The organism is Streptomyces sp. JLYT201, assembly GCF_059448825.1.
The window spans coordinates 1,979,563-2,005,192 of the sequence record NZ_CM182551.1; the positions used below are offsets into that span (position 1 = coordinate 1,979,563).

Consider the following 25,630-nt stretch of genomic DNA (forward strand, 5'->3'; position numbering starts at 1 on the left):
ATCACTTTCTGGGCCCACAGGGCCTGTTGGGCGTGTGGCAGTCGTGTCACCCATAGTGCACCCACCTCCTCTGGAGCCGGAACTGGAGATATGTGAGGGCCGCGATGAGCAGCATCAGGAGGAAGGCGAGGGCGGCCGCGGCGCCCTGGGCGTTCTCGGTGAACGCCCACTTGTAGAAGAGGCCCACGACGGACTGGGTGTCGCCGACCGCGGGGTTCTTCTCGCCCATCATGATGTAGATCAGGTCGAAGACCTGGAGCGACTGGATCATGCAGATCACGGACGCGAAGAAGATCGTGGGGCTGAGCAGCGGCAGCGTGATGGTGAAGAAGCGCCGCACCGCGCCCGCGCCGTCCAGCTCGGCGGCCTCGTAGTAGTCCCGGGGGATGCCCTTGATGCCCGCCATGAAGATGATCAAGTAGTAGCCGGTGGTCGACCAGACCATGACGGCGCCGATGGCGAAGACGGCCGTCGAGGGGTCGGATACCCAGTAGTGGCGGTCCACGCCGAACCAGCCGAGGATCTCGTTGAGGAGCCCGAAGTCGCCGTTGTAGAGCCAGTTCCAGACCAGGCCGACGGCCACGGGCAGGGTCACGAACGGCACGAAGTACAGGGCGCGGTAGAGCGGGACGGCGCGCAGCCCGCGGCGGTTGAGCAGCGAGGCGACGACGAGGGCGAGGGGCAGCGCGGTCAGGCCGATGCCGCAGTAGACGAGGGTGTTGCCGAGCGCCTGCCAGACCGTGACGTCCTTGACGACGCGCGCGTAGTTGTCCCCGCCGATCCAGGTGTGCCCGCCGAAGGGGCCGAACTCGGTGAAGCTGAAGTAGAAGGTCTGGATCATCGGCCAGAAGTAGAAGAGGGCGAAGCCGAGGCCGAGGGGCGCGACGAACAGGTACGCGGCGCGCTGGTTCCGGCTCGCGGGGCCGGTGCCCCCGGCCCGGGCGGCGCGCCGGTCGGCCGCCTTCGCGGCGGCGGTCGCGGGGAAGACGCTCATCGGTCGCGCTCCTCCTTCAGGGCCCGGTCCATCTGCTCGCCCAGGGTGCGCGCGGCGGACTCGATCCCGCCCTTGCCGCTGAACGCGGCTCCGAGGAGCGGATATTGGAGGTTCTCCCAGACGGCGGTGTTCTTCGAGCTGGGGTAGGGCACGGCGTACTTCTTCATGGCGATGAAGTTCCGCAGGTCGAACTCCGGCATCGAGCGGATCCAGGCGTCCTGGGTGCCGGCGTGACTGGAGATCGTCACCCCCGAACCCGCCTGGATCTCGGCGGCCTCGCGGCCCGCCATGAAGTGCACGAACTTCCAGGCGGCAGCCTTGTTGTCGCTCTTGGCGGAGACCACGTTCGCCAGGCCGTGGATGACGGTGGCGCGCTCGCGGCCCTTGGGCAGGACCGTGACGCCCGCGTGGTCCTTGAGGGCGGGCACGGCGTACATCTGCCCGGCCATCGCCGACAGGTCGTACACCATGGCGGTCTTCTCCGACCAGAAGCGGACCCGGCCGATGTTCTCCACCATCGCGCTCTGCGGCGGCGACCAGCCCCGGTCGATCATGTCGGTGAGGAAGCGGAGGCCCTCGACGGTCCGGTCGTCGCCGAAGCCGGAGTGCCCGTCGCGCAGGACGTAGCCGCCCGCTCCGTACACGCAGGGGTAGATGACGATCTGGCGCTGCATCTCGGCGGCGAAGCCGTGCACGCGCTGGTGCGGGTCGGTCAGCTCGGCGGCCGCGGCGCGCAGATCGTTCCACGTCCAGGTGGAGTCGGGGTAGGGGACGCGCGCCTTGTCGAAGAGGGCCTTGTTGTACCAGAGCCCGATGGTGTCGAAGTCCTTCGGGATGCCGTACTGAGTTCCGTCGTAGGCGTAGAGCCGGACCAGCTGCGCCGGGTGGCGGTCCAGCGGGGTGGCGTCGCGTGCGATGCGCTCGGAGAGGGGCTCCAGGACGCCGTGGGCCGCGTACAGCTGGAAGTTGACGGCGTTCATCCAGAACACGTCGGGGGCGGTGCCGCCGCGCATCGAGGTCTTCAGGGTGGTCCAGTAGCTGGCCCACGGGGTGAGCTCGATGCGCACGGATATCCCGGGGTTGCGCCGCTGGAAGGCCGCGATGATCCGCTTCATGCCCGGCACCTGCGCCGGGTCCCACATGCCGTACGAGAGCGTGCCGCGGCCGCCGCCTTCGCTGCCGCCGCCGCCCTGGTCCGCGCAGGCGGCGAGCGCGGGCGCCGACGCCGCCGCAAGGCCAGAGCAGAGGAGGGTCCTCCTGCGCATACGTGCCTCCGCTTCGGGGGTGGGTTGGGGGCCGCCGGGCGTCGCCTAGTCGGCCGTGTCCGCGAGCAGTTCCTCCTCCACGAGGTCGAGGGCCTTGCGCACCGCGCCGAGGGCCACGCCGCGCTCGCCGAGGGAGCTGACCGCGATCCTCGGCACGTGCAGCGTCAGCGGACGCAGGCGCGTCTCCAGGAGCGGCACGAGGTGCGTGCCGAGCGGGGTCGCACCGCCGGTGAGCACGATCAGCTCGGGGTCGACGGCGAGCGCGAGGGCGGCGACGCCGGGCGTGAGCCGCTCGGCGAAGTCCCCGATGGCGGCGAGGGCGCGCGGTTCCGCGGCGTCCGCGGCGCGGGCGAGCGCGGCCACCTCGGACTCGCCGGGGCGCCGCGGGCCCGGCCAGGCCAGGGCCTCCTGCGCGGTGTCGAGGCCGAGCAGCGGCAGCAGGCCGAGCTCCCCCGCGCCGCCCCGGCCGCCGCGGTGCAGTTGCCCGCCGATGGTCAGGGCGCAGGAGACGCGGTGCCCGGTGAGGACGCACACGACGTCGCCCGCGAGCGTCGCGGCGCCCTGCCAGCGCTCGGCGAGGACGGCGAGGTTCACGTCGTTCTCCACGAGCGTGTGGCCCGGCTCGCCGTCGGAGAGCAGCCGCCGCAGGTCGACGCCGGACCATTCGGGCACGACGAAGGAGGTGAGGTAGCCGCCCGCGTCGACGACGCCGGGCACGCCGACGCAGCGCGCGAGGAGGGTGTCGCGGCGCACGGCGTGCGCGTCCAGGAAGGCGTCCATGGCGCGCTGGAGCAGATCGAGCCGGGGGCCGCCGCCCAGCTGCGGGTCGATGTCCGCGCGTTCGGCGGCGAGGACGGTGCCGCCGAGGTCGGCGAGGAGCAGCACCATCTTGTGCAGCCCTATGTCGGCGCCGAGGACGTAGCCGGCCTCGCTCCGGAAGCGGAACCGCCGCGCGGGACGGCCCCGCACGCGCTCCCCCGCCGCCGCCTCCGTGACCCAGGCCCGCGCGACGAGGTCCTCCAGGACGGCCTCGACGGTGGGCCGGGACAGGCCGGTGCCCGCGGCGAGTTCGGCGAGGGTCTGGGGGCTGCGGCGGTGCAGGGCGCGGAGGATGACGGTGGTGTTCAGACGGCGCAGACCGGCCAGGTCGTGTCCGCGCGTCCGTTTTCGCATCACTTCTGCACCCCGGAAGTCGTGGTGGAGGAGCCCCGCTGGCGGGTGGGAGCCCGTCGCCGCCGGGATTTGGTAGGAGAGTTGCAGAAAGAGCGAGCGCCGGGAAGACCCCGCGCGCGGACTTTCGCGCACGGGCCTTCGCGGGTGGACTCGCGGCGCACGGACTTCCCGTACGGACTTCCCGTACAGATTTCGTGTACGGACCTCGTGTACGGACCTCGTGTACGGACCTCGTGTACGAACCCTTGCGTACGGGGCCCTCATCCGCCAGTGCCCCGAACGTCCCCGCATCCCTGAGGAGTTACCGCATGGCAGCAGCGCCCTTCGATGCCCCCGACGCCGACGGCACCGACCCCGGTACCGCCATCGACACCGACACCGACACCGGGAGGCCCCATCCCGCCCGCGTCTACGACTGGTTCCTGGGCGGCACCCATCACTACCCGGCGGACGCGGAGTTCGGTTCGCGCATCGTGGAGCTCGACGCGACCGCCCGGTACGGCGCGCGGCACAACCGCTGGTTCATGCAGCGCGCGACGCGCCACCTCGCGGGCCCGGCCGGAGTGCGCCAGTTCCTCGACATCGGCAGCGGCATCCCGACGGAGCCGAACCTCCACCGCGTCGCGCAGGACCTCGCCCCCGAGGCGCGGGTCGTGTACGTGGACCACGACCCGCTGGTCCGCGTGCACGCGGCGGGGCTCCTCCGCGGGACCCGGGCCGGGGCCACGGCGTTCGTCGAGGCGGACGCGCGCGACCCCGGGCTGATCCTCGAACGCGCCGCGGAGGTCCTGGACCTCGCGCGCCCCGTCGCGCTCTCGCTCGTCGCCGTGACGCACTTCCTCACCGACGACGACGGGGCCCACGCGATCGTCGCCCGCCTCCTCGACGCGCTCGCGCCCGGCAGCCACCTGGTGCTCTCCCAGCTGTCGGGCGACCAGGAGACCGCGTGGGTCGGCGAGGCCGTGGACCAGTACACGACGGGCGGGGTCACGCTCGTGCCGCGCACGCGCGCGGAGACGGAGCGCTTCTTCACCGGGTGCGCGCTCCTCGCGCCGGGCCTGGTGCAGCCCCCGGACTGGCGGCCCGAACTGGGCGTCGGCGAGGCCAGGGACGGGACGCGGGTGCCGTTGTACGCGGGGGTGGGGCGGAAGGAGTGAGGTTCGGGTCACCTTGACGATAAGAAGGGGGCCCAATATCGTCGAGGTGACGAAAAACGGGGAGGTCCCACCATGGCCGACATCACCCGGCGCCTCGGCCTGCGCCATCTGCGCTCCGCGCCCACCGCCCACATCCGCCACCACCAGGGCGGCCGGCTGCGCCACGACGGGACGGGGCTCAGCTTCTGGTTCCGGCCGCTGAGCGCCGCCCTGTCCGAAGTGCCGGTCGACGACCGCGAGTTGGCGGTCCTCTTCCACGCCCGCACCGCCGACTTCCAGGACGTCACCGTGCAGGCCACCGTGACGTACCGGATCAGCGACCCGGCGCTCGCCGCCGCCCGCCTCGACTTCTCCGTGGACCCGGACACCGGCGCCTGGCGGTCCGCTCCCCTGGAGCAACTGTCCACGCTGCTCACCGAGTCGGCGCAGCAGCACGCCCTGGACCTCCTCGCCCGCACGCCGCTCGCGGCCGCGCTCGCCGACGGGGTCACGGCGGTCCGCGAGCGCGTCGCCGAGGGCCTCGCGGCCGAGCCCCGGCTGCCCGCGACGGGCCTCGACGTCGTCGCCGTACGCGTCGTCGCGATCCGGCCCGAGCCCGAGGTGGAGCGGGCCCTGCGCACCCCGGCGCGCGAGCGCGTGCAGCAGGACGCGGACCGGGCCACGTACGAGCGCCGGGCGGTGGCCGTCGAGCGCGAGCGCGCCATCGCCGAGAACGAGCTGGCGAGCCGCATCGAACTCGCCCGCCAGGAGGAGCGCCTGGTGGAGCAGCGCGGCACCAACGCGCGCCGCGAGGCCGAGGAGAACGCCGCCGCCGACGCCGTGCGCGCCGAGGCGGAGGCCGCCCGCACGGTGCGCATCGCGCGGGCCGACGCGGCGGCGGCCCGCGCCGTCGGCGAGGCCCGCGCGGCGGCGCAGACCGCCTGGCTCGCCGCGCACGCGAGCGCCGACGCGGCCACCCTGCACGCCCTGGCCGCCACCCGCCTCGCGGAGAACGTGCCGCGCATCGAGAGCCTCACGCTGTCGCCCGACGTCCTCACGGGGCTGCTCGCGAAGCTGGGCCGGGACTCCGGGAGCGGCGCGGGCGAGGGCACCGGGTCGTGAGCCTCGCGCCACGCGCCGTCCTCGTGCACCGGCGCACCGAGTACGAGGAGCTGATCGCCCGGCACGGCACGCACGGGCAGGCCGCGTTCTTCCTGTCCTCGCGCGGGCGCGCCGTCGAGGAGGTGGCCGAGCGGCACCGGCGCACCCGGCGCGCCCTCGCCGACACGGCGGCCGCGGTGCCGCTGCGCTGGCGGCAGACCCGGGTGGAGCGCGCGGACCTCGACCGGTTCCTGTTCGCGCCCGAGGACGTGGTGGTCGTGGTCGGGCAGGACGGGCTCGTCGCCAACGCGGCCAAGTACCTGACGGGCCAGCCCGTCATCGGCGTCGACGCCGAGCCGGGGCGCAACGCGGGCGTCCTCGTGCGGCACCGGGCCCGTGACACGGCGAAGCTGCTCCCGCACGCGGCGGCGGGCGCCCCCGGGGCCGCGGAGCTCACCCTGGCCGAGGCGGTCACCGACGACGGCCGGCGCCTGCGTGCCCTCAACGAGATCTACGTCGGGTCCGCCGGGCACCAGACCGCCCGCTACCGCATCGGCTCCGCGGCGGGCCCGGCGGCCCCGGAGACCCAGGCCTCGTCCGGCGTGGTCATCGGCACCGGCACCGGGGCCAGCGGCTGGCTGCGGTCGCTGTGGCCGCACCCGGACGGCGGCCCGCGGCCGCCGGGCCCGACCGACCCCCGCCTGCTGTGGTGCGTGCGCGAGGCCTGGCCCTCGCCCACGACCGGCACCACCCTGGTGCACGGCGAACTGGCGGCCGGTCAGCGCCTGTGGCTCACCGCCGAGTCGGACCGCCTGGTCGTCTTCGGCGACGGCATGGAGAACGACGCGCTGGAGCTCGGCTGGGGGCAGAGCGTGCGGGTGGGGGTGGCCCAGGGGGCGCTGCGCCTGGTCCTGTGAGGGCGGGGCCGGCGGGAAGATCGCAGGTGGGGCCCGGTGCGGAGGGGTCGTACGGGTAGGGCAGGATGGGCGGCCGTGTCACCGCGCGCAGACGTGCGCGCCACCGGCACGGAGCGAACCGGCCGACCACGGGAGCCCATTGATGGACCGAGCCCTCACCCTGCACGACCTGATGTTCGCCGGGATCGCCGTGGTCTGCGGCATCGCGGCCGCGCTGCTCTCGCGGACGACGCTGCGCTGGCTCGGCGTGCGCGCCACCCGCACCCGGTGGAGCGGCGACGACGTGATGGTCGACGCCGCGCGCGCCATCGTGCCGTGCGCCGCGATCGTCGCGGGCCTGGCCGCGGCGGCCGCCGCGCTGCCGCTGACGCCGCGCACCGGACGCAACGTCACGCTCGTCCTGACGGCGCTGCTGATCCTCGCCGCCACGGTCACCGCGGCGCGGATCGTGGCGGGGCTCGTCAAGTCCCTGGCACAGTCGCGCTCGGGCGTGGCGGGCTCGGCGACCATATTCGTCAACATCACGCGCGTCGTGGTGCTCGCGATCGGCTTCCTCGTCGTCCTGCAGACCCTCGGCGTGTCCATCGCGCCGCTGCTCACCGCCCTGGGCGTCGGCGGCCTCGCGGTGGCGCTCGCGCTCCAGGACACCCTCGCCAACCTCTTCGCGGGCGTGCACATCCTCGCCGCGAAGACCGTGCAGCCCGGTGACTACATCCGGCTGACCAGCGGCGAGGAGGGCTATGTCGTCGACATCAACTGGCGCAACACGGTGGTGCGCAACCTCTCCAACAACCTCGTGATCATCCCCAACGGCAAGCTCGCCGGCACCAACATGACCAACTACAGCCAGCCGGAGCAGGAGCTGTCGATCCTGGTGCAGGCGGGCGTCGGCTACGAGAGCGACCTGGACCAGGTCGAGCGCGTCACCATCGAGGTCGTCGACGAGGTGATGACCGAGATCACCGGTGCCCTGCCGCACCACGAGGCCGCGATCCGCTTCCACACCTTCGGCGACTCCCGGATCGGCTTCACGGTGATCCTGGGCGTGGGCGAGTTCAGCGACCAGTACCGGATCAAGCACGAGTTCATCAAGCGGCTGCACCGCCGCTACCGGGCCGAGGGCATCCCGGTCCCCGCGCCGACGCGGACCGTGACCGTCCGCCAGGGCGAGCTGCCGGTGACGATCCCCCATCAGCGGAGCTGATCGGATTTGTCGAAAGCCCTTGCATAAGCGGCGCTTTAGGGGTCGCAAAACGTTAGCAAGGGGGCATATTCGGCCGCATATGCCGAGTGAAGGTGTCCGGCCGGTCGAGCGGGGCAGGGCTTTGCCGCCGTACCGGGCCGGACCGACCCGCCACCGGCTCCCAAGTGCGACTTTTTCCAGCCGAACACCAAAAGTGATTGAAAAGTCACACCTTGTGGTCATGGGGTCACGAGAAGACGATCGGCCCTGTCCGATTCCGCTCTTCGTTTCCCTCCTGGGAGGTCCCCGTGAACGACCGCCTTTCGCTCGCACCGGATGCGGCACGGCAGCTCGCGACCGCGACCAAGACGGCACCGCAGATGCTCGGCACCACCCCGCGCTATCTGCTGCGCGCGCTGCCGTGGGTGGACCTCAAGTCCGGTGTGTACCGCGTCAACCGGCGCCGCACCTTCGTGCTGGGCGACGACCGCATAGCCACCCACACCGACGGCGGCTCCCCCCGCGTCGTCCCCGGCGACCTGCGCGAACTGCCCTATCTGCGCGAGGCCGACGAGTCCCTGCTGACCGAACTCGCCGACGCGTTCACCGAGGTGCGCTTCGAGCCCGGACAGGTCCTCGCGCAGGAGGGCGACCCCGCCGACCGCCTGTGGATCATCGTGCAGGGCCGCGCCGAGAAGCGCGTGACCGGGCGTTACGGCGAGGAGCAGCTCATCGACGTGATCGGTGACGGCCAGTTCTTCGACCTCGGCGCCTGGACCCGCGAGGAGGCCACGCCCTACCGCGTGCAGGCCCTCACCCCCGGCCTCGCCCTGTGCGCCGAGCGCCGCGCCCTCGCCGCCCTCGCCGACCGCGACGCGAACGTATGCGGCTCCCTGGCCGCCTACGCCTCCGGCAACGGCCTGCGGCCCGGCTCCGAGGTGCCCGTCGACCTCACGTCGGGCCACGTCGGCGAGCCCGACCTGCCCGCCACGTACGTCGACTACGAGGACACCCCGCGCGAGTACCACATGACGCTCGCGCAGACGATCCTGCGCGTGCACACCCGCGTCCACGACGTGTACAGCGGCGACTTCGACCAGACCCGCCAGCAGGCGCTGCTCACCATCGAGGCGCTGCGCGAGCGGCAGGAGGCGGCGCTGCTCAACCACCCCGAGTTCGGCCTCTTCCACAACGTGGCGCCGGGCCAGCGCGTGCAGACCCGCACCGGCTCGCCCACGCCCGACGACCTCGACGAGCTGCTCGCCCGGGTGTGGAAGCAGCCCGGCTACTTCCTCGCGCACCCCAAGGCCATAGCCGCGTTCGGGCGCGAGTGTACGCGGCGGGGCGTGCCCCCGGTCACCGACAACAGGTTCGGCAGCCCGCTGCTGACCTGGCGCGGGGTGCCGCTGATCCCCTCCGACAAGGTGCCCTTCAGCAACGGCGTACGGACGGACGGCGCCGGCGGCTCGGCCGCGGCCGTCGGCACCACGGAGATCCTCCTGATGCGCCTGGGCGAGGCCGACCGCGGCGTCGTGGGCCTGCGCCCCGCCGAGGTCTCCGACGAGGTCGAGCCCGGTCTGTCGATGCGGAACATGGGCACCGACCAGAAGGGCATCACCTCGTACCTGATGACGGCGTACTTCAACACGGCGGTCCTGGTCGAGGACGCCATCGCCGTGCTCCAGAACGTCGAGGTGAACAACTACCATGACTACTCCTGACGTTCCCGACCTCAGGGCCCTGCTGCGGGCACCCGCGCAGACGCCCGCACAGGTGCCCGCGGCGGTGCCGACACCGGTTCCGGCCGACGTGCCCGCCGTCACGGCGCCCGGGACGCCCACGACGCCCGGGATGCCCGGGATGCCCACCGCCCCGGCGCAGCTGTCCGGAGCTCCGGCCGCGGTACCCGGCGTTCCGGCCGCAGTACCCGGCGTTCCGGCCGTGGTGCCCGCGCAGACGCCCGCCGCCCCGGCCCCGGTGCCCACGGCGTCCCCCGAGGACGCCCTCGCGGCCCTGCCCACCACCGCGCCCGGCGGCTTCAGCCCCGAGCAGGCCCGCAAGGACGTCCCGATCCTGCACCGGACGGTGAACGGGCACCCCCTGGTCTGGCTCGACAACGGGGCCACCACCCAGAAGCCCCGCCAGGTCATCGAGGCCCTCTCCGCGTACTACGGCGCGGCCAACTCCAACATCCACCGGGGCGCGCACACCATGGCGCGCGAGGCCACCGAGCTGTACGAGGCGGGCCGCACGGCGGTCGCGGAGTTCCTCGGCGCGCCGTCGCCGGAGAACATCGCCTTCGTCCGGGGCACCACCGAGGGCATCAACCTGGTGGCGCAGAGCTGGGGCCGCTCCGTGCTGCAACCGGGCGACGAGATCCTCGTACCGGTCCTGGAGCACCACTCCAACATCGTCCCCTGGCAGCTCCTGGCGAAGGAGACCCACGCGCGCGTGGTCCCGGTGCCGCTCACGCCCGAGGGGGAGATCGACCAGAGGGCGTACGCCGACCTGCTCTCCGCGCGCACCCAGCTCGTGGTGGTCAGCCAGGCGTCGAACGTCCTCGGCACCGTGCCGCCGGTCGCGGAGATGGCTGCGCTCGCCCACCGCTATGACGCGCGGGTCCTCGTGGACGGCGCGCAGGCGGTGGCCCACATGCCGGTGGACGTCCAGCGGTTGGGCGCGGACTTCTACGTGTTCTCCGGGCACAAGCTGTTCGCCCCGACGGGCATCGGCGCCCTGTACACGGCGCCCGGGATGACGGAGACGATGCGCCCGTGGCAGGGCGGCGGCAACATGATCGAGTCGGTGAGCTTCGAGCGGACGACGTTCGCGCCGATGCCGCACCTCCTGGAGGCGGGCACCGGCCACATCTCCGGCGTGGTCGGGCTCCTGGCGGCGATCGACTGGCTGCGCTCCTTCGACCGGGAGGCCGTCGCCGCGTACGAGAACGCGCTCATGACGTACGCGGCGCAGGCCATGGCGACGGTCCCCGGCCTTGAGGTGATCGGCTCCGCGGCCGAGCGGATCGCGGTGCTCACCTTCACGCTCGCGGGCCACGACCCGGCCTCGGTCGCGGACTGGCTCGACCGGGACGGGATCGCCGTGCGCGCGGGCCACCACTGCGCGCAGCCCGCGCTGGCGCACTACGGCCTGGAGTCCGCCGCCCGCGCCTCGTTCGCGCTCTACAACACCTCCGACGAGGTGGACCAGTTGGTGGCGTCCCTGCGCCGGATGCAGGCCGGGGCCTGAGCGGCGCGGCGACGCCCGGGGCCCGGGCCGCCGTCACCGCGTGGGGCGGCGGCTGCGGGTCCTGAAGTGGAACACGACCAGACCGACGAGGGCGAAGAACGCCGCCCAGGCGAGACCGAGCCCGAGGTAGCGCCACAGGACGGTGTCGCCGAGCGCGCCGCCCGCGGAGAACTGCATCGGCCCGAACGACGGGAAGTACTGCAGGACCGGCTTGTTGGCGGCCGGGTTGCCGAGCGGGTTCTGCAGGAACGTGTCGGTGAGCCCGCCCATGATGATGAGGAAGAACCCCTCCAGGTCGTTCCTGACCAGGACGCCGAGGAGCAGGCCGAGCGAGCCGTAGGTGAGGGTCATGGCCAGGAAGCCGGCGAGGATCGTGGCCCAGCCGGTGAAGCCGGGGCGCCAGTAGAGCAGCAGGGCGAGTGCGGTGTAGAGGGCGATGGTGCCCGCGACGATGGCGATGGCCAGCATCTTGGCGCCGATCAGGGTGGACTGGCGGTATCCGGCGAAGGCCAGGCGCCGGTCGAAGGCGAGGGCCTTGCGCACCGCGTCGAAGACGACGAAGCCGGAGATCATCGTGAGCGAGTTGAGGCCCGCGGTGATCAACGTGATGTGCCGGCCGGTGACGTGCAGCACCTCGCCCGTCGCGTACAGCTTGAAGTCCAGGGACTTGTCCCCGGCGATCGAGGTCATCAGCAGGTACCAGACGGGCACGAAGAGCACGAGGAGCAGGGCCGCGAGGCGGTTGCGGCTCTGCTCGCGCACCGAGAACCGCAGGGCGGTCGGGAACTGCCCGTACAGCGGCCGGTCCGTGAAGACGTCAAGCTGCGGCATGGCGGCGCCCCCTCTCCCCCTCGGACGTGCGCGGCGCGAGACGGCCGTCCACGAGGTCGGCGAGGACGTCGAACCGCTCCTGCTCGAAGACCAGATGGGTGATCACGACGACGGCCTTGTCGCGCTCGTGCAGCGTGTCGACCAGGTCCCAGAAGCGCAGATACGTCTCCCAGTCGAAGCCCTGGTACGGCTCGTCGAGGAGCAGGACGTCGGGGTCGTGGAGCAGGGCCAGGGTGAGGTTGAGCTTCTGCCGGGTGCCGCCGGACAGATCGCCTGCGGGTGTGCCGCGGTACTTCTCGAAGCCGAGGAGCTCCACCAGTTCGTCGGCGCGGCCCAGGCCGCTCAGGCGGTGGGCGGCAGCGAAGTACCGTAAGTGCTGGTCCACGGTGAGGTTGGCGTTGAGCACGGGGTCCTGCGGGCAGTAGCCGAGCTCGCCGCCGAGCCGGACCTCGCCCCGGTCGACGTGCAGGGTGCCCGCGATGGCCTTGAGGAAGGTGGACTTGCCCGAGCCGTTCTCGCCGACCACGGCGACCAGTTGGCCCGGTTCGACCGTGAGGTCGGCGCCGCGCAGGACCTGGTGCTTGCCGAACGCCTTGTGGATGTTCCGGGCGGTGAGTGCGGGCTTTGGCCTGCTGGTCATGCCTGGCCTCCTTCTGCTTCCGGTGCTGTGGGCTCCGCGTTCAGCCCGCCCGCGTAGATGCTCAGGAGCTCGGGCCCCCAGCGGGCCAGGCCCATCGCCGACAGCGGGTCGACGCCGAGGACCGCCGTGAGCTGCTCCCGCAGCAGGAACACCGAGAGGTCGTTGACGAGCAGCAGCGCGGCACGGACCTGCGGGTCCTTGCCCCGCGACGCGGCGCCGGACTCGGCGAGGCCGTCCAGGGTCTCCCTGCTCATCGCGTACAGCCGGTGGAACAGGCCGCGGCCCGCCTCCGTGTCCGACAGCAGCAGCCTGCGCAGATAGCCGGGCAGCGGTGAGCCGACGGGCAGATGGCGCAGGAAGACCTCGCCGAGCGAGCTCGCCGCGGCGGACGCCGACTCCTCGAACAGCTCCGGTCCCTCGTCCCCCGTCAACTCGCCGAGCAGCTGCTCGAAGACGGTGAGGACGTATTGGTCGACCTCCTGCCGCAGGCCGTCCTTGGAGCGGAAGTGGTGGACGACGAGCCCCGGGGAGACCCCCGCCGCCGTGGCGATCTGGCGGATGGTGACGGCGTCGGGGCCCTGTGCGGCGAAGAGCCTCAGGGCCTCGTCTCGGATGACCGCCCGGGTCGTGCGGTCATCGGGCATTGAACGCATGTACAGCAGACTAAACACTCGTTCAATGGCTTGTCCAGGGAGCCGGAGCCTCCGCCTCCGGTGGCCATCCGTTGAGATGGCCCCGGCCCGTATCAACGGATGACCGATCCGGCACTCCGAAATTCGACGCGGCATTCCGCCGGGAAACCCGTCAGGCGGCCGATGGCACCGCCTTCCCGGCCCTGGGAAACTCGTACGCGACCGAAAAGGAGCGGGGCCGGTGGTGCCCCTGAGCCTTCTTCCGCCGTGCCGCCTTTCGCCGCCCGTCCGCGCCTTCTGCTGTCTCCTTGCACCTTTCGCTGTTCATCGGGGGAGGAACGACATGCACATCACTGTTCTGGGACCGGTTTCCGTGGCCACGGGGGGAAAACGCCACGGAATCCAGGCCAACAAGGTGCGGGCGATGCTCGCCGTCCTCGCCCTCGACGCAGGCCGGGCCGTCTCGCACGCGGACCTCGCGGACGAACTGTGGGCGGGCCGGCCCCTCGGCAACACCCGCAACGCGCTCCAGGCGCACGCCACCCGGCTGCGCAAGGTGCTCGACGGCCACGAGGAACGGCTCCGGGGCACGACCGTGCTGCGCGCGGTGCGCGGCGGCTATCTGCTCGACGTGCCGCCGGGCTGCGTCGACGGCAACACCTTCCTCGACCTGGCCTCACGCGGTGCCGCGGCACTGAAGGCGCGCCCCGAGCGGGCGATCGAGCTGCTCAAGGCCGGGCTCGACCTGTGGCAGGGGCCCGCGCTGCTCGACGCCGGCGACGGGCTGCGCTGCCGGGGCGCCGCCGCGCTCTTCGACGAACGGCGGCTCACGGTCCGGGAGGACCTGATCCGCGCCCGCCTCGCCGTCGGCGACGCCTCGCGGGCGGTGGCCGAGCTGCGCCGCCTGGTCGCCCAGCACCCGCTGCGCGAACGCTTCTGCGAGCTCCTCATGCTCGCCCTGTACCGCACCGGGCGGCAGGCGGAGGCCCTGGAGCTGTTCCACGCCACGCGCCGGCGGCTCGACGAGGAACTGGGCGTACAGCCCGGAATCGTGCTCCAGCGCCGCCACACGGAAATCCTGTCGCAGGACCCCGCCCTTTCCCTGACCACCGTCCCCGCCGCCTCATAAAGACACGCCGTACCTTCGCGCGCGCATTCCCGCCCTTTCCCTTGCGCCTTTGACGCCTCACCCGTCACGGCGGCCACACCGTCGCGGCCTTCCCCGCTGGGACACGCGGTGCGCGCCCGTATCGCCCGTATGCGGCCGCGCATTTCTTCCCGCTCTTCCGCAACATCCCGACAACCGCAGGAGCAGCCGCGACATGACGTCCGATTGGCAAGCCCGCCGGGCCACTCCCGCGCGGCCCGGCGAGCCCCTCGCGATCGTGGGGCTCGCGGAACTCGACCCCGACGGGCTCGACGACGTGGTGGTCGACGTCGCCCGGTTCGGCATCCCCCCGATGCAGGCCAGGTCCATGAACCGGATGCAGCTGCTGATGCTGGAGGCCGCCCGGCTCTGTCTGGCGGACGCGGGCCACCCCGCGCGGCCGCTGCCCGCCGAGCGCACCGACGTCGTCACGGGCCTCTGCTTCGCCCTCGACCGCCAGCACGCCAACGCCGTACGGATCGAACTCCCCAGGTACGCGGCCGAGTTGGAGCGTGCCGCCCGCGCGGCAGGGGCGTCGCCGGACCGGGCCGCGCGGGCCGCCGCCGAGCTGCGCGAGCGGCTCGCGCCGCGCCTCGGCGGTTCGCCGCACGACCGCGTGGGCGAGATGGCGAGCACCATCCCGGCCCGGATCGCCGCCGCCTTCAAGCTGCGCGGCCGCACGCTCGCGGTGGAGTCCGCCGAGGCGACGTCGTTCGTGGCGCTCGCGCACGCGGTGGACCAGCTGCGCGCCGAGGCGTCGGACGCGGTGCTCGTCCTGGCCGGACAGCGGCGCGAGAGCCCCTTCGTCGCCGGGGCGCTCGCGGCGAAGGGGATGTACGGCCCCGGCGGCGGTCGCGCGGCCGCGGCGGAGCCGGACGGAGGACGGGGAGCGGCCGACGTGCCGCGTTCGGGCGCAGCACCGCGTCCCGGCGAGACATCCGACCACCCCGTGGCCGAGGGCGTCGGTGCCGTGCTCCTGAAGCGGCTCTCCACGGCCGTACGCGACGGGGACCGCGTCTACGCCACCGTCCTGGACTGCACGCTGCGGCACGACCCGCGCCCCGGCACCTTCCGGCACTCGCACTCCGTCGCGCTGCGGCAGGAGGCGGCCGCCGACTCGCTGCGGGCCGCGGGCGCGGAGCCCGACACCGTCCAGTACGTCGTCCGCGCGGGCTCCTCGGTCCCCCGGGAGGCCGCCGCCGAGCAGGAGGCCCTCGCCCGGCTGCACGCGGCACGCGCGCCGGGGACGGTGGTGCTCGGCTCGGGCGACGGCCGGGCCTTCGCCCACGCGGGGCTCGCGTCGGTGATCCGGGTCGCCCGGGGGCTGCGGGAGGGGCGGTACCCGGGGTCGCCGGTGGAGGACGCCGAGCCGGTGGGGGCGCCCTTCCGGCGGGCGCGGGCGGGTGAGGCGTGGGTCGCGCGCCCCGGGACCCCGCGCCGGGCCGTCGTGCACGGGGCCTCCCTGACGGGGACCTTCTGCCATCTCGTCCTCGAAGAGCACCGCGGCCCCGCCGCGGCCGGGCCCCGTGCCCGTTCCCGGAGCGGGCCGCGGGCGGTGCCGGTCGCGGTGGTCGGGCTCGGCGGCCGGTTCGCGGGGGCACCCGACGCCGCCGCGTTCTGGCGGGTCGTCGGCTCGGGCCGGACGCGCATCGGGCCGGTGCCGGACCACGTCCTCGACCGGGACCTCTACCACTGCCCGGGCTCGCTCAGCCTGACCCACTCGTACACCGACCAGGGCGGACACGTGCCGGTGCCCGACGAGCCGCCGGACGACCTGGCGGTCCTGCCGCTGCGGTACGCGGCGATGGACGGCGCGCAGCGGCTCGCCCTCGACGTCGCGGCGGAGCTGTTCGCCGGGCGGCGCGCCCTCACCGGGCGCGGCGTGGTCGCCGTCGGCACCACGCTGGGCCTGACGAAGGAGCGGCGCGCCCACACCGACCTGTTCCTGGCCGGGCTGGAGGACACCGTCGCGGCCCTGCCCGCGCTCGACGGGCTGTCGGCCCTGCGCAAGAAGAAGCTCCTGGAGCGGCTGCGCGAGCGGGCCGAGGGCGGCGCGGCCGAGCCGTCGCCCGCCCTGCTCGACGGCTGCCTGGCCAGCGGGGTGGCCGCGCTGCTGGCCAACGAGTACGGCCTCGGCGCGGTGCCGCTCGCGGTGGAGGCGGCCTGCGCGTCCTCCCTGGCCGCCCTCGACGTCGCCGTGGGCGCGCTGCGCTCGGGCACCGCCGACTTCGCCGTCGCGGGCGGCGTCGAACTGGCCTGCACCACGCGGGACATGGTCCTGTGCTCCGCGCTCGGGCTGCTCTCGCACAGCAGGAACGCGCCGTTCGACGCGGCCGCCGACGGGTTCACACCGGGCGACGGCTGCGGGCTCTTCCTGCTGAAGCGGTACGAGGACGCGCGGCGCGACGGGGACACCGTGCACGGGGTGATCCGCGCCGTCGGCGCGTCGAACGACGCCAAGTCGCTGATCGCCCCGGACGTCGCGGGCCAGGTGCGGGCCATGCAGCGCGCCTTCGCCCAGGTGGACTTCGAGCCCTGCACCGTGGACTACCTGGAGGCGCACGGCACCGGCACCAAGGTGGGCGACCGGGTCGAGATCGCCGCCGCGGCCCGGCTCTACGCGGGCGGCCCGCGCGCGGGCGCGCTGCGCATCGGCTCGGCGAAGTCGTTCTTCGGGCACACCTTCGCGGCGGCGGGCAGCGCGGGCCTGCTGCGCACGCTGCTCGCGCTGCGGGCGGGCACGCTGCCGCCCAACACCCTGTTGCGCACGCTGAATCCGGCGCTCGGGCTCGCCGCCATCCCGGCCGAGATCGCCACCCGGGCCGAGCCGTGGCCGCGCCCGCCGGGCAGGCCGCGGCGCGCGGCCGTCAGCTCCTTCGGCACCGGCGGCATCAACTACCACGTCCTCGTCGAGGAGGACCAGGCACGCCACGAGAAGGGGTCCGGACCGCGATGAACTTCGCCTTCGACGACGACACCGAGGAGATGCGCGAGGCCGTCGAGCGGTTCGCGCGCCGCGAGCTGGGCGGGCCGCCGCCCGCGGCCGGGGCCCCGGACCCGGCGGAGTTCCGGCGGCGCTGGCAGCTCGCGGGCAAGCAGGGCCTGGTCGGCAGCGTAGTACCGGAGCGCTACGGGGGCAGCGGCCTCGACGCGGTGGCGGCGGCCGCGGTGATGGAGGCACTCGGCTACGGCTGCCCGGACACGGGCTTCGCCTTCTCCGTGGCGGCGCACCTGTTCGCGGCGGTGATGCCGGTGGTCGAGTTCGGCACCGAGGAGCAGAAGCGGGCCCTGCTGCCCGCGCTGTGCTCGGGCGAGCGGATCGCGGCGCACGGCATCACCGAGCCGGAGGCCGGTTCGGACACCCTCGCGCTGCGCACCCGCGCGGTGCGCGACGGCGACGCGTACGTGCTCGACGGGGCGAAGGCGTTCACGACGAACGCGCCGGTCGCCGATGTCTTCGTGGTGCAGGCGGCGACCGCGCCGGGCGGCGGGTACTTCGGCCTCACCGCCTTCGTCGTGGAGGCGGACACTCCGGGTCTCACGGTGGGGCCGCCGTACGACAAGGTGGGCCTGTGCGGCTCGCCGACCGCCGATGTGCGCCTGGACGGCTGCGTGGTGCCCGCGAGCGCCGTGCTCGGCGCCGAGGGCGCGGGCGCCAGCGTGTTCGCGGGCTCCATGAAGTGGGAGCGCACCTGTCTGTTCGCGGCCTACCTCGGCGCGATGCGGCGGGTCCTGGAGTCCACCGTCGCGTACGCGGGTCAGCGCGAGCAGTTCGGGGTGCCGATCGGCGGCTTCCAGGCGGTGAGCCACCGCGTCGTCGACATGACGCTCGCGGTGGAGTCGGCGCGGCTCCTGCTGTACAAGGCGGCGTGGGGGCTGGCGCGGGGCAGCGAGGACGAGGTGGCGCCCGCGCTCGCGAAGCTCGCGGTGAGCGAGGCGGCGGTGCGCGTCGGCCTGGACGCCGTCCAACTGCGGGGCGCGCTCGGCGTGTTGAGCGGGGAGGCGGAGACGCTGCTGCGGGACGCGCTGCCCTCGCGCATCTTCTCCGGCACCAATGAGATCCAGAAGAACAACATCGCGCGGGCGCTCGGCCTGGGCGGCGGCCGCCGCGCGGGCACCCGCCGCTGAGCCGGGACACCCCGATCCGGGACACCCGACCCCGAGCACCGCGATCCCCAAGCACCGTGATCCCCCAACACCTTGATCCGCAAGGGCCGTGATCCGTAAGCACCCTGTTCCCAGGACACCCCGGTCCCGGGACGTCGAGAGAGGACGCCTCACCATGGCGGTCATCGTTCACCGCATCCGGCTGCACGACGGCGTGGCGCCGGAGCGCTTCGAGTCCTGGGTGCGGGACGTGGACTACGCGACCTGTCCGGATCTGCCCGCTGTCCGCGCGTTCGGCGTGCAGCGCCGCGCCTTCGGCGAGGGCGACGGCGCCGTCGAGTACTTCGAGATCATCGAGGTGACCAGCGCGGCGGAGTTCGAACGGGATGTGCGATCGGAACCATTCCGCCGGCTTGTCGCCGATTTCGAGAAGATGGCCGCCGTGGTCGAGGAGTGGTCCGGGGAACGGGTGGGCGCAGGATACCGGGCCGAATGATTTAGCGGGCCCGTGGCAGGGGATCCGGGAACCGGAAAAGCAACCTCCGGTGAATACCGCTCGACTCCCGGATCCACGACGGCCGCATCCGGAGCTTCCGGACGCGAGCGCCCGGCCCGTTCATCCTTCTTGGCCGCGGAATTCAGCGGTCCGCCCAATTGCCGCCATCAATCCGGTTTCATAAGCGATGGCAACGGCTTGGGCGCGTGTGCCGACACCCAGCTTTCGGAGCACGTGGTGGACATGGGATCTGACGGTCGCCATGGACACCGAGAGCTTCTCGGCGACCTCGGCGTTCGACTTGCCCTGGGCGAGGAGCACCATCACCTCGGACTCGCGGGGGGTGAGGTCCGCCGCCATGCGCGCCGAGCGCCGGGACATCCCCTGCTGCGGCAGGCGCTCCAGGGTGCGCCGGGCGGCGGCGGGCATCACCATCGTGGCGCCCGCGCTGACCGTCCGCAGCACGTGGATCAGGTCGTCCGCCGAGGAGTCCGGGGCGAGGACCGCGCGTACGCCGATGCACAGGGCCTCGACGGAGCGGTGCGCGGACTCGGCCTTGGTGATCAATATGATCTTGGTCAGGGCGGCCAGCTCCGCCAGCTCGCCCTTGTCCTCGAGGCCGAGCGCGGGAGCCACCACGATCATGACGTGGGGCGCCAGTTCGGCGACGGCCGCGGCGGATTCACGGCCGGTGGTGAAGCCCATGACCTCGATGTCGGGCTGCTGGTCGAGCAGCGCGCGCATCGCGGCGGACATGATCGACTCATCGCAGCACACCAGGACGCGGATCTTCATGCCTCGCCGCCTCACCGCATCTCGTCCGGGCGCGGGCCGCGGCGCCGGGCGGGCCGGGCCGCACCCCTCGTCGCGGTGTCACGTGTCACGGCGTCACATGTCACGGCATCACGCCCGCGCGGGCCGGCCGCACCGGCCTCGTGCCCGCGTCCGGCAGGTGCCCCCTGCAGCAGTAGCCCATCTCGCCGCCCCCTTTTGAATGACACGACCATGTGCCTTCGGGTACCCCTCGTCGCTGCTGCGCGCTATCGGACCCGGCTGCTCTTCGATGGTGCGCTTCACCCCGGGCCGCCGCGTCTCCTCTCCGGAATCGGTGCAGGCACGTGGACGCGGAATATTCCGTCCGCACTGCAACAGTATGTGCGCGCAACTGGCATCCGTGGGAGCTTTATTGGAAGAAGCATGAAAATGGCTCGAAACCTCGCGGGGGAAAACTCAGATCGTCCGCAGGGGCGCGTGTGCGGGGCGGCGGTGCGAGCGCGGGAAGGCCGATACACCCGTGGTGGGGCGGCCCAGCCTGCTGAGGAATATCGCCTGTCCCGGAATGCGGAACTGATCCTCCAGGGCGCGCCGCAGGTCGTCGTGCTGAAGGACGGCGCTGATGGGGTGCAAGGCGAGTCCGGCGCCGGTGGCGGCCAGCCAGTAATCGGCCACTCGTGCGCCGCCCTTGACGCCGTCCGCGAGCGTCGGCGGCCGCGTACCGGCGAGGCTCAGGACGGTGAGGGCGGGCGTGGGGCGCACGAGGCGCGCGAGCTGCCGGGCGAGCAGACCGGGGTAGCCGACGTGCCGCAGCAGGCGCATCGTCGTGGGCGCGAGCGCGAGCCGCCGCGCCCGCTCGTGCGGCCGGGGCAGCGGCCCGAACAGCTCCTCGAGCGTGAAGCCGTCCCCGTGCGCGGCCGCGTCGGCGGCGCTGGACCGCAGGTAGGAGTGCGTCTCGCGCCAGGCGGGACCGTGGCTGAAGTCCCGCCCCGCGTGCCGGGCCACGAAGGCGGCGAGTGCGGCGCGCTCGGCGTCCGACGTCAGATGGCGCACGGCGACGTCCGCGTCCCGGGCGACGGCGGTGCCCGTCGGCGCCGCCAGGCGGTCCAGGACCTCGGGCGCGACGGGCTCGCGGCGGTAGGGGGCGCGGTGGGTGCGCCGCGCCGCGGCGGCGGCCCGCAGGGCCCGCGGGTCCTCGGCCGCTCCCCCGGCCTCGTGGCGCAGCCTGGCCACGCACAGCGGCGCCCAGGTCCGCGGCCAGGCGGCGGGGCCCGGCCGCGCCCACGGCCAGTCGGCGGCCAGGGGACCCGCCAGGGTGCCGGGCGCGTACCGCAGGACGTCCACGGCCCACCCCCGCGCGCCGAGGGCCCGGAGCAGGAGCTGTGCGTACGCGCCACAGCTGACCAGCATCTCCACGTGCAGGGCGGGCAGCGCGCGCAGCCGGCGCTCGCGGTCCAGGGCGAGGACGAGGTACTGGCCGTCGGCCGTCGCCGAACCGCCCGCGGCCCGTGCGGCGGCGGCGCGGGCGTCGCCCCCTCTGGCCCAGGCCACGCCCCAGGGCTGGCAGTTGTGGGAGGAGGGGCTGAGCGCGGCGACGCGCACGGCCTCGTCGAGGGCGGCCTCGAAGCCCGGCTGTGCGGGCGCGGCGTGGGCGGCCGTGCGGGGCGCTCGGGTCCGGTCAGCGGTCATGGGTGTCGCACTCCTCGGGTCTCCCCAGGTCTCCTCGGCGGCGAGGGTCAGCGGTCCACGGGCGGCGGCAGCAGGAACGGGTACGTCCGGCGCCGGACCTTGCGGTGCCAGAACCGGTCGGCGCGGCGCAGCCGCTGGATCAGCTCCCACATGCGGGCGTCGTCGCGGTAGTAGGCGGCGACCTCGTCGGCGGTGAGCGGCGTGGCCAGACGGGCGTTGGCCTGCTCCAGGAAGGCGGGGACGAGCGCGCCCAGGCGTTCCTTGTGGAGGTTGCCGAGGAAGTCCAGGAGCACCCCGCGGGTCTCGTAGAACTTGTCGAAGATCGACTTGGCCATGGCCAGGCGGACGGCGTCGCGCAGGATCCACGGCAGCGAGGTGAAGAACAGGCGTACGTCGAGCTCCTCGCGCCCCCGCGCGTCGCGCATGAGGGGCGTGGTGACGTCCAGGTAGGTCAGTTCGCCGTCGGTGTCGATCCAGTTGGAGGCCTGCGCGTCCAGGCCCGTGGTGGGGCCGACGGCGGCGTCGACGCGGTCGAGGAAGCGGGCGAAGAAGTTCTTCGCCCAGGCCTCGTCCTCGGTGTGCAGCAGGCGGGAGCACAGCCGCTCGGGCGGCAGTTCGCGCTGGACGCAGTACGCGACGATCCGTCCGCCGGGGCCGGGGGTGTGCCACACCTCGGTGGGCGCGACGGTGAGCCCTCGGTCGGCGAGGCGGCGCAGATACGCGTCGAGGCCCTCCCGGTAGCGGTCGAAGCGGGCCCGGTCGGGGAAGGCGGGCAGGCGCTTGCAGGCGAAGGAGCCCGCGTCGGTGCGCAGCCGCAGCACGAGGGTGACCTCGCCGTGGCCGAGCACGTCGAGCGCGCTGTCGTCGGCGGTGCGCAGCGCGTGCCGGACCCGCCGCTCCAGGTCGTCGAGCCCGGCGTGCGGCAGCGGGAAGGCCGGGGGGTGCCGAAGGGTCATGGGGTGCCCTCACTCGGGTGTCCTGCGGGTGTGGACGCGCGCGTGGACCAGGAGGAGCCGCGCGCCCGCGGCGACGAAGGCGGCGTCGAAGAGAAGGATCTGCGGGACGCTGGTGACGAGGACCGCCACGAAGCAGGCCAGGAGCGCCAGTTGGGCCCACAGGGCCGCGACGACCAGGTGCCGGTCGCGGTCGGCCACGAGGACGGCGCCGCTCGCGGCCATCGCCACGCCGACGAGGGCGGCGACGGCGGTCGGGTGCGCGGCGAGGCGGTCGCTGAGCGGCCCGAGGACGGCGAGTCCTTCGTTGGCGTCGGCGGCGGCGTCGAGGCGGTCTTCGACCGACTCGATCCCCGGGACGAACTTGGCGAGTCCCGCGAGGACGTAGAGGACGCCGAGGAGGCGCTGGAGCAGCAGGTTCCGGCCGGACACGAGGGTGAGTCTCCTCCGGCCGCGGCCGGACGGCCCGCCCCTTTCCGGCCTTCGCGGGCGGCCGGGCTCATGCCGCCGTCACCACCAGGACCGCGTTCTGGCCGCCGAAGCCGAAGGAGTTGCTGACGGCGACCTGGACGGGGCGCTCGCGCGGGGCGCCGGTGACGACGTCCAGGTCGATGTCGGGGTCCTGGTGGCGGAGGTTGGCGGTCGGCGGGACCGTGCCGTGCTGCACGGCGAGGACGGTGAGCACGGCCTCGATCGCCCCGGCCGCGCCGAGGGTGTGGCCGAGGACGCCCTTGGCGGAGGTGACGGCGGGGCCCGTGCCGAGGAACTTGCGCAGCACGGCGGCCTCGGCGGCGTCGTTCAGGGGCGTGGACGTGCCGTGCGCGTTGACGTGGTCGACCTCGTCGGGCATCACGCCCGCGCGCGCGAGGGCCGTGCGCAGGGCGAGCAGGACGCCGGTGCCCTGCGGGTCGGGGGCGGTCAGGTGGTACGCGTCGGCCGAGGCGCCGTACCCGGCGAGGCGGGCCCGCACGGCCGCGCCGCGCGCGCGGGCGTCGGCGGCGCGCTCCAGGACGAGCATGCCGCTGCCCTCGCCGATGACGAAGCCGTCCCGGTCCCGGTCGAAGGGACGGGAGGCGGCCGCGGGTTCGCCGACGCGCCGGGACAGGGCGCCCATCTGCGCGAAGCCCGTCACCATCAGCGGGGACACCCCGGCCTCGCCGCCCCCGGCGACCACCACGTCGCAGCTGCCGTCGCGCAGCAGCTGGAGCGCGGTGCCGATCGCGGTGGCGCCGGACGCGCAGGCCGTCGCGGTGACGAAGTTGGGCCCGGTGGCCCGCAGGTCCATCGCCAGGTGCCCGGCCGCCATGTTCGGTACGAGCATGGGGACGAGCAGCGCCGACACGGCCTTGGGCCCGTCGTCGAGGAGGCGCCGGTGCTGTGCCTCCCAGGTGGCGACGCCGCCGAGGCCGCAGCCGACGACGACCCCCACGCGGGCGCCGTCCCAGGTCGCCGGGGAGAGCCCGCTGTCCGCGACGGCCTCGCGCGCCGCCGCGACGGACAGCTGGCTGAACCGGTCCTGTGTCAGGGCGCTGCGCCTGCCCACGTGGCGCCGGGGCGAGAACCCGGGCACGGTGCAGGAGATGTCGACGGGCAGGCCCGCGAGCGCCGGGTCGCGGGCCGCCGCGGACTCGCCCGCGCACACCCCCGCCCAGGTGGCGGCCGTCCCGATCCCGGCGGCGGTGACGAGCCCCACCCCGGTCACCACCACGGCGTCGCCCTCGGGGGCCGCGGCGCCGGTGGCGAGACGCGGGGTGGGGTGCTCGACGGGGGCGCCGGGCAGCGGGCGCGCGGGCCCGGCCGGTGCGGGGCCGCCCTCCCCGCGCGCGGCCGCCGTCACCGCGGCACCCCGGCGGCCTCGTACTCGTGGGCCCTGTCGTACCCGTCGGCCCCGTCGTGTCCGTCCTGTCCGTCGGGCCGGATGGCCGGTCCTGCGTGCGTGGTGCCCATCGGATGCGCCCCACCTCTCGGTCGCTTGGGGTCGAGTCTGCGGGCCGTGGCTGACCGGGGACCGCGTACGGCGCTGACGGGCCGCTGACCGCGCGGGCACGCGACCGCGGCGGCGCGCCCCGGGCGGGGCCGATCAGCGAGCGGTCAGCGGGCCGTCAGCACGGGTGGCCCCGCCCCGTCAGCCCGCCCCGCGAGACTCGACGTCAGCTTCAGCGTCCTGCCGTCGGCGCACCGGACGAGCCGTCCCGCCGTGGGCGTACCGGACGAGCCGTCCCCGCCGTGGGCGTACCAGACGAGACCGAGGAGCACGCGTGACCGCACCGCCACCGAGCCACCCGCCGCCGCACCGGGCCGCGGTCCTCGCCGGAGTGGGCGGCTGTCTGCCGCCGACCGCCGTCACGAACGACGAGCTCGCCGAGCGCCTCGACAGCTCGGACGCGTGGATCCGCTCGCGCACGGGCATCCGGCAGCGCTACTTCGCCCCGGCCGGCACCGCCACCTCCGACCTCGCGGTCGGCGCGGGCGCCAAGGCCCTCAAGTCCTCGGGGCACCCCGACGCCGACGCCGTGCTGCTCGCCACCACCACCCCGGACCGGCCGTGTCCGGCGACGGCGCCGGTGGTGGCGGCGCGGCTCGGCCTGACCGGGGTCGCCGCCTTCGACGTGTCGGCGGTCTGCACGGGCTTCGTCTACGCCCTGGCGAGCGCGGCGGGCCTGATCGCGGCGGGCGCGGCCGACCGGGTCCTGGTGATCGGCGCGGAGACGTTCTCCACACTGCTCGACCCGGCCGACCGGTCCACGGCCGTCATCTTCGGCGACGGCGCGGGCGCGGTGCTCCTGCGCGCGGGCGAGGCCGCGGAGCCGGGCGCGCTCGGCCCCTTCGACCTGGGCAGCGACGGCGGCCGCGAGGACCTGATCACGGTGCCCGCGGGCGGCTCGCGCCAGCGCCTGTCCGGGGTGGCGCCCGCGGCGCGCGAGCACTACTTCGCGATGGACGGCAAGGAGGTGTTCCGGCACGCGGTGCGGCGGATGTCCGCGTCCGCGCGCGCCGTCCTCGACCGGGCCGGACTGCGGCCCGAGGACGTGGACCACCTGGTCGGCCACCAGGCCAACCTGCGCATCACCAACCACGTGGCCGACGAGGTCGGCATCCCCCGGCAGCGCTGCTTCAGCAACATCGCCGAGGTCGGCAACACGGCCGCCGCCTCCATTCCGCTGGCCCTGGACCAGGCGCACGCGGACGGCGCCCTGACGGCGGGCGGACGGGTCCTGCTGACCGCCTTCGGCGGCGGGCTCACCTGGGGCTCGACGGTACTGACCTGGCCGCGGCTCGACCGCGCCTGACGGCCCGGGGCCCGCGCACGCACGGCCCGGGCACGTGAACACAGAGGGAGAAC

General features: G+C 74.0%; 23 protein-coding genes. 11 read left to right on the forward strand and 12 right to left on the reverse strand.

All coding sequences use genetic code 11. The features are described 5' to 3' along the window. Positions 1-46: 46 nt before the first annotated feature. Genes AC5WAM_RS07725 through AC5WAM_RS07735 form a run of 3 tightly spaced genes read right to left on the reverse strand, consistent with a single transcriptional unit; the run spans position 47 to position 3,432 of the window. Positions 47-994: a carbohydrate ABC transporter permease gene (locus AC5WAM_RS07725; protein ID WP_495522080.1), complete on the reverse strand. Its 948-nt coding sequence runs from the start codon at positions 992-994 to the stop codon at positions 47-49. Next, positions 991-2,259, reverse strand: coding sequence for an ABC transporter substrate-binding protein (locus AC5WAM_RS07730; RefSeq protein WP_495522081.1), 1,269 nt, complete (start codon positions 2,257-2,259; stop codon positions 991-993). Before AC5WAM_RS07730 ends, AC5WAM_RS07725 begins: the two co-directional genes overlap by 4 nt. A 45-nt stretch (positions 2,260-2,304) precedes the next feature. Further along, positions 2,305-3,432: an ROK family protein gene (locus tag AC5WAM_RS07735; RefSeq protein WP_495522082.1), complete on the reverse strand. Its 1,128-nt coding sequence runs from the start codon at positions 3,430-3,432 to the stop codon at positions 2,305-2,307. Positions 3,433-3,740: 308 nt separating this feature from the next. On the opposite strand from AC5WAM_RS07735, the gene AC5WAM_RS07740 reads away from it, so the two are divergent. The 6 genes from AC5WAM_RS07740 (at position 3,741) to AC5WAM_RS07765 (ending at position 11,018) form a co-directional block, all read left to right on the forward strand. After that, entirely contained in the window at positions 3,741-4,589 is an 849-nt protein-coding gene (locus tag AC5WAM_RS07740) for an SAM-dependent methyltransferase (protein WP_495522083.1), read from the forward strand. Between the two features lie 72 nt (positions 4,590-4,661). Beyond that, entirely contained in the window at positions 4,662-5,690 is a 1,029-nt protein-coding gene (locus AC5WAM_RS07745) for an SPFH domain-containing protein (RefSeq protein WP_495522084.1), read from the forward strand. Further along, positions 5,687-6,586 (forward strand): hypothetical protein, encoded by a 900-nt coding sequence (locus tag AC5WAM_RS07750; RefSeq protein WP_495522085.1) that lies wholly within the window; start codon positions 5,687-5,689, stop codon positions 6,584-6,586. Before AC5WAM_RS07745 ends, AC5WAM_RS07750 begins: the two co-directional genes overlap by 4 nt. Positions 6,587-6,728: 142 nt before the next feature. Further along, positions 6,729-7,790 carry a mechanosensitive ion channel family protein gene (locus AC5WAM_RS07755; protein ID WP_138962909.1) on the forward strand — a complete coding sequence of 354 codons (1,062 nt, stop codon included), beginning with the start codon at positions 6,729-6,731 and terminating at the stop codon, positions 7,788-7,790. 287 nt (positions 7,791-8,077) lie between these two features. After that, the gene (locus AC5WAM_RS07760) at positions 8,078-9,490 is read left to right on the forward strand and encodes a family 2B encapsulin nanocompartment shell protein (RefSeq protein ID WP_495522086.1); all 1,413 of its coding nucleotides are present in this window, start codon (positions 8,078-8,080) and stop codon (positions 9,488-9,490) included. Next, on the forward strand, positions 9,477-11,018 hold the full coding sequence (locus AC5WAM_RS07765) for a SufS family cysteine desulfurase (RefSeq protein WP_495522087.1): 1,542 nt from the start codon (positions 9,477-9,479) through the stop codon (positions 11,016-11,018). Before AC5WAM_RS07760 ends, AC5WAM_RS07765 begins: the two co-directional genes overlap by 14 nt. A gap of 33 nt (positions 11,019-11,051) precedes the next feature. On the opposite strand, the gene AC5WAM_RS07770 is transcribed toward AC5WAM_RS07765, so the two are convergent. From AC5WAM_RS07770 to AC5WAM_RS07780, 3 genes are read right to left on the reverse strand one after another with little or no spacing between them, the layout of a single operon-like run. Beyond that, positions 11,052-11,849 carry a hypothetical protein gene (locus AC5WAM_RS07770; protein WP_366793277.1) on the reverse strand — a complete coding sequence of 266 codons (798 nt, stop codon included), beginning with the start codon at positions 11,847-11,849 and terminating at the stop codon, positions 11,052-11,054. Then, positions 11,836-12,489, reverse strand: coding sequence for an ABC transporter ATP-binding protein (locus tag AC5WAM_RS07775; protein WP_495522088.1), 654 nt, complete (start codon positions 12,487-12,489; stop codon positions 11,836-11,838). Before AC5WAM_RS07775 ends, AC5WAM_RS07770 begins: the two co-directional genes overlap by 14 nt. Continuing rightward, positions 12,486-13,133: a TetR/AcrR family transcriptional regulator gene (locus AC5WAM_RS07780; protein ID WP_495522089.1), complete on the reverse strand. Its 648-nt coding sequence runs from the start codon at positions 13,131-13,133 to the stop codon at positions 12,486-12,488. The genes AC5WAM_RS07775 and AC5WAM_RS07780 overlap by 4 nt, the downstream gene beginning before the upstream one ends. A gap of 331 nt (positions 13,134-13,464) precedes the next feature. Here AC5WAM_RS07780 and AC5WAM_RS07785 point away from each other — a divergent pair, with 331 nt between their 5' ends. The 4 genes from AC5WAM_RS07785 (at position 13,465) to AC5WAM_RS07800 (ending at position 18,871) form a co-directional block, all read left to right on the forward strand. Next, the gene (locus AC5WAM_RS07785; RefSeq protein WP_366793274.1) at positions 13,465-14,250 is read left to right on the forward strand and encodes an AfsR/SARP family transcriptional regulator; all 786 of its coding nucleotides are present in this window, start codon (positions 13,465-13,467) and stop codon (positions 14,248-14,250) included. A 193-nt stretch (positions 14,251-14,443) separates the two neighbouring features. Further along, complete coding sequence (locus AC5WAM_RS07790; protein ID WP_495522090.1) at positions 14,444-17,224, forward strand: polyketide synthase; 2,781 nt, start codon at positions 14,444-14,446, stop codon at positions 17,222-17,224. Next, on the forward strand, positions 17,221-18,396 hold the full coding sequence (gene redW, locus AC5WAM_RS07795) for an L-prolyl-[peptidyl-carrier protein] dehydrogenase (RefSeq protein WP_495522091.1): 1,176 nt from the start codon (positions 17,221-17,223) through the stop codon (positions 18,394-18,396). The genes AC5WAM_RS07790 and redW overlap by 4 nt, the downstream gene beginning before the upstream one ends. A gap of 154 nt (positions 18,397-18,550) precedes the next feature. Continuing rightward, entirely contained in the window at positions 18,551-18,871 is a 321-nt protein-coding gene (locus AC5WAM_RS07800) for a RedY/HapK family protein (RefSeq protein WP_366793271.1), read from the forward strand. 120 nt (positions 18,872-18,991) lie between these two features. Here AC5WAM_RS07800 and AC5WAM_RS07805 read toward each other — a convergent pair whose 3' ends face one another. The 6 genes from AC5WAM_RS07805 to AC5WAM_RS07830 form a co-directional block, all read right to left on the reverse strand. Continuing rightward, a complete protein-coding gene (locus tag AC5WAM_RS07805) occupies positions 18,992-19,666 on the reverse strand; it encodes a response regulator transcription factor (protein ID WP_495522092.1) in 675 nt (224 codons plus the stop codon). A gap of 435 nt (positions 19,667-20,101) precedes the next feature. Then, positions 20,102-21,334, reverse strand: a complete 1,233-nt coding sequence (locus AC5WAM_RS07810) for a nitroreductase family protein (RefSeq protein WP_495522093.1) — start codon at positions 21,332-21,334, stop codon at positions 20,102-20,104. Between the two features lie 47 nt (positions 21,335-21,381). Next, on the reverse strand, positions 21,382-22,290 hold the full coding sequence (locus tag AC5WAM_RS07815; protein WP_495522094.1) for a DUF6206 family protein: 909 nt from the start codon (positions 22,288-22,290) through the stop codon (positions 21,382-21,384). A gap of 9 nt (positions 22,291-22,299) precedes the next feature. Continuing rightward, complete coding sequence (locus AC5WAM_RS07820; RefSeq protein ID WP_495522095.1) at positions 22,300-22,719, reverse strand: DUF6041 domain-containing protein; 420 nt, start codon at positions 22,717-22,719, stop codon at positions 22,300-22,302. 67 nt (positions 22,720-22,786) lie between these two features. Then, on the reverse strand, positions 22,787-23,995 hold the full coding sequence (locus AC5WAM_RS07825; protein ID WP_366793294.1) for a beta-ketoacyl-[acyl-carrier-protein] synthase family protein: 1,209 nt from the start codon (positions 23,993-23,995) through the stop codon (positions 22,787-22,789). A gap of 383 nt (positions 23,996-24,378) precedes the next feature. Then, positions 24,379-24,543 (reverse strand): hypothetical protein, encoded by a 165-nt coding sequence (locus AC5WAM_RS07830; RefSeq protein ID WP_495522096.1) that lies wholly within the window; start codon positions 24,541-24,543, stop codon positions 24,379-24,381. A gap of 2 nt (positions 24,544-24,545) precedes the next feature. On the opposite strand from AC5WAM_RS07830, the gene AC5WAM_RS07835 reads away from it, so the two are divergent. Next, complete coding sequence (locus tag AC5WAM_RS07835; protein WP_366793264.1) at positions 24,546-25,577, forward strand: beta-ketoacyl-ACP synthase III; 1,032 nt, start codon at positions 24,546-24,548, stop codon at positions 25,575-25,577. Positions 25,578-25,630: the final 53 nt, after the last annotated feature.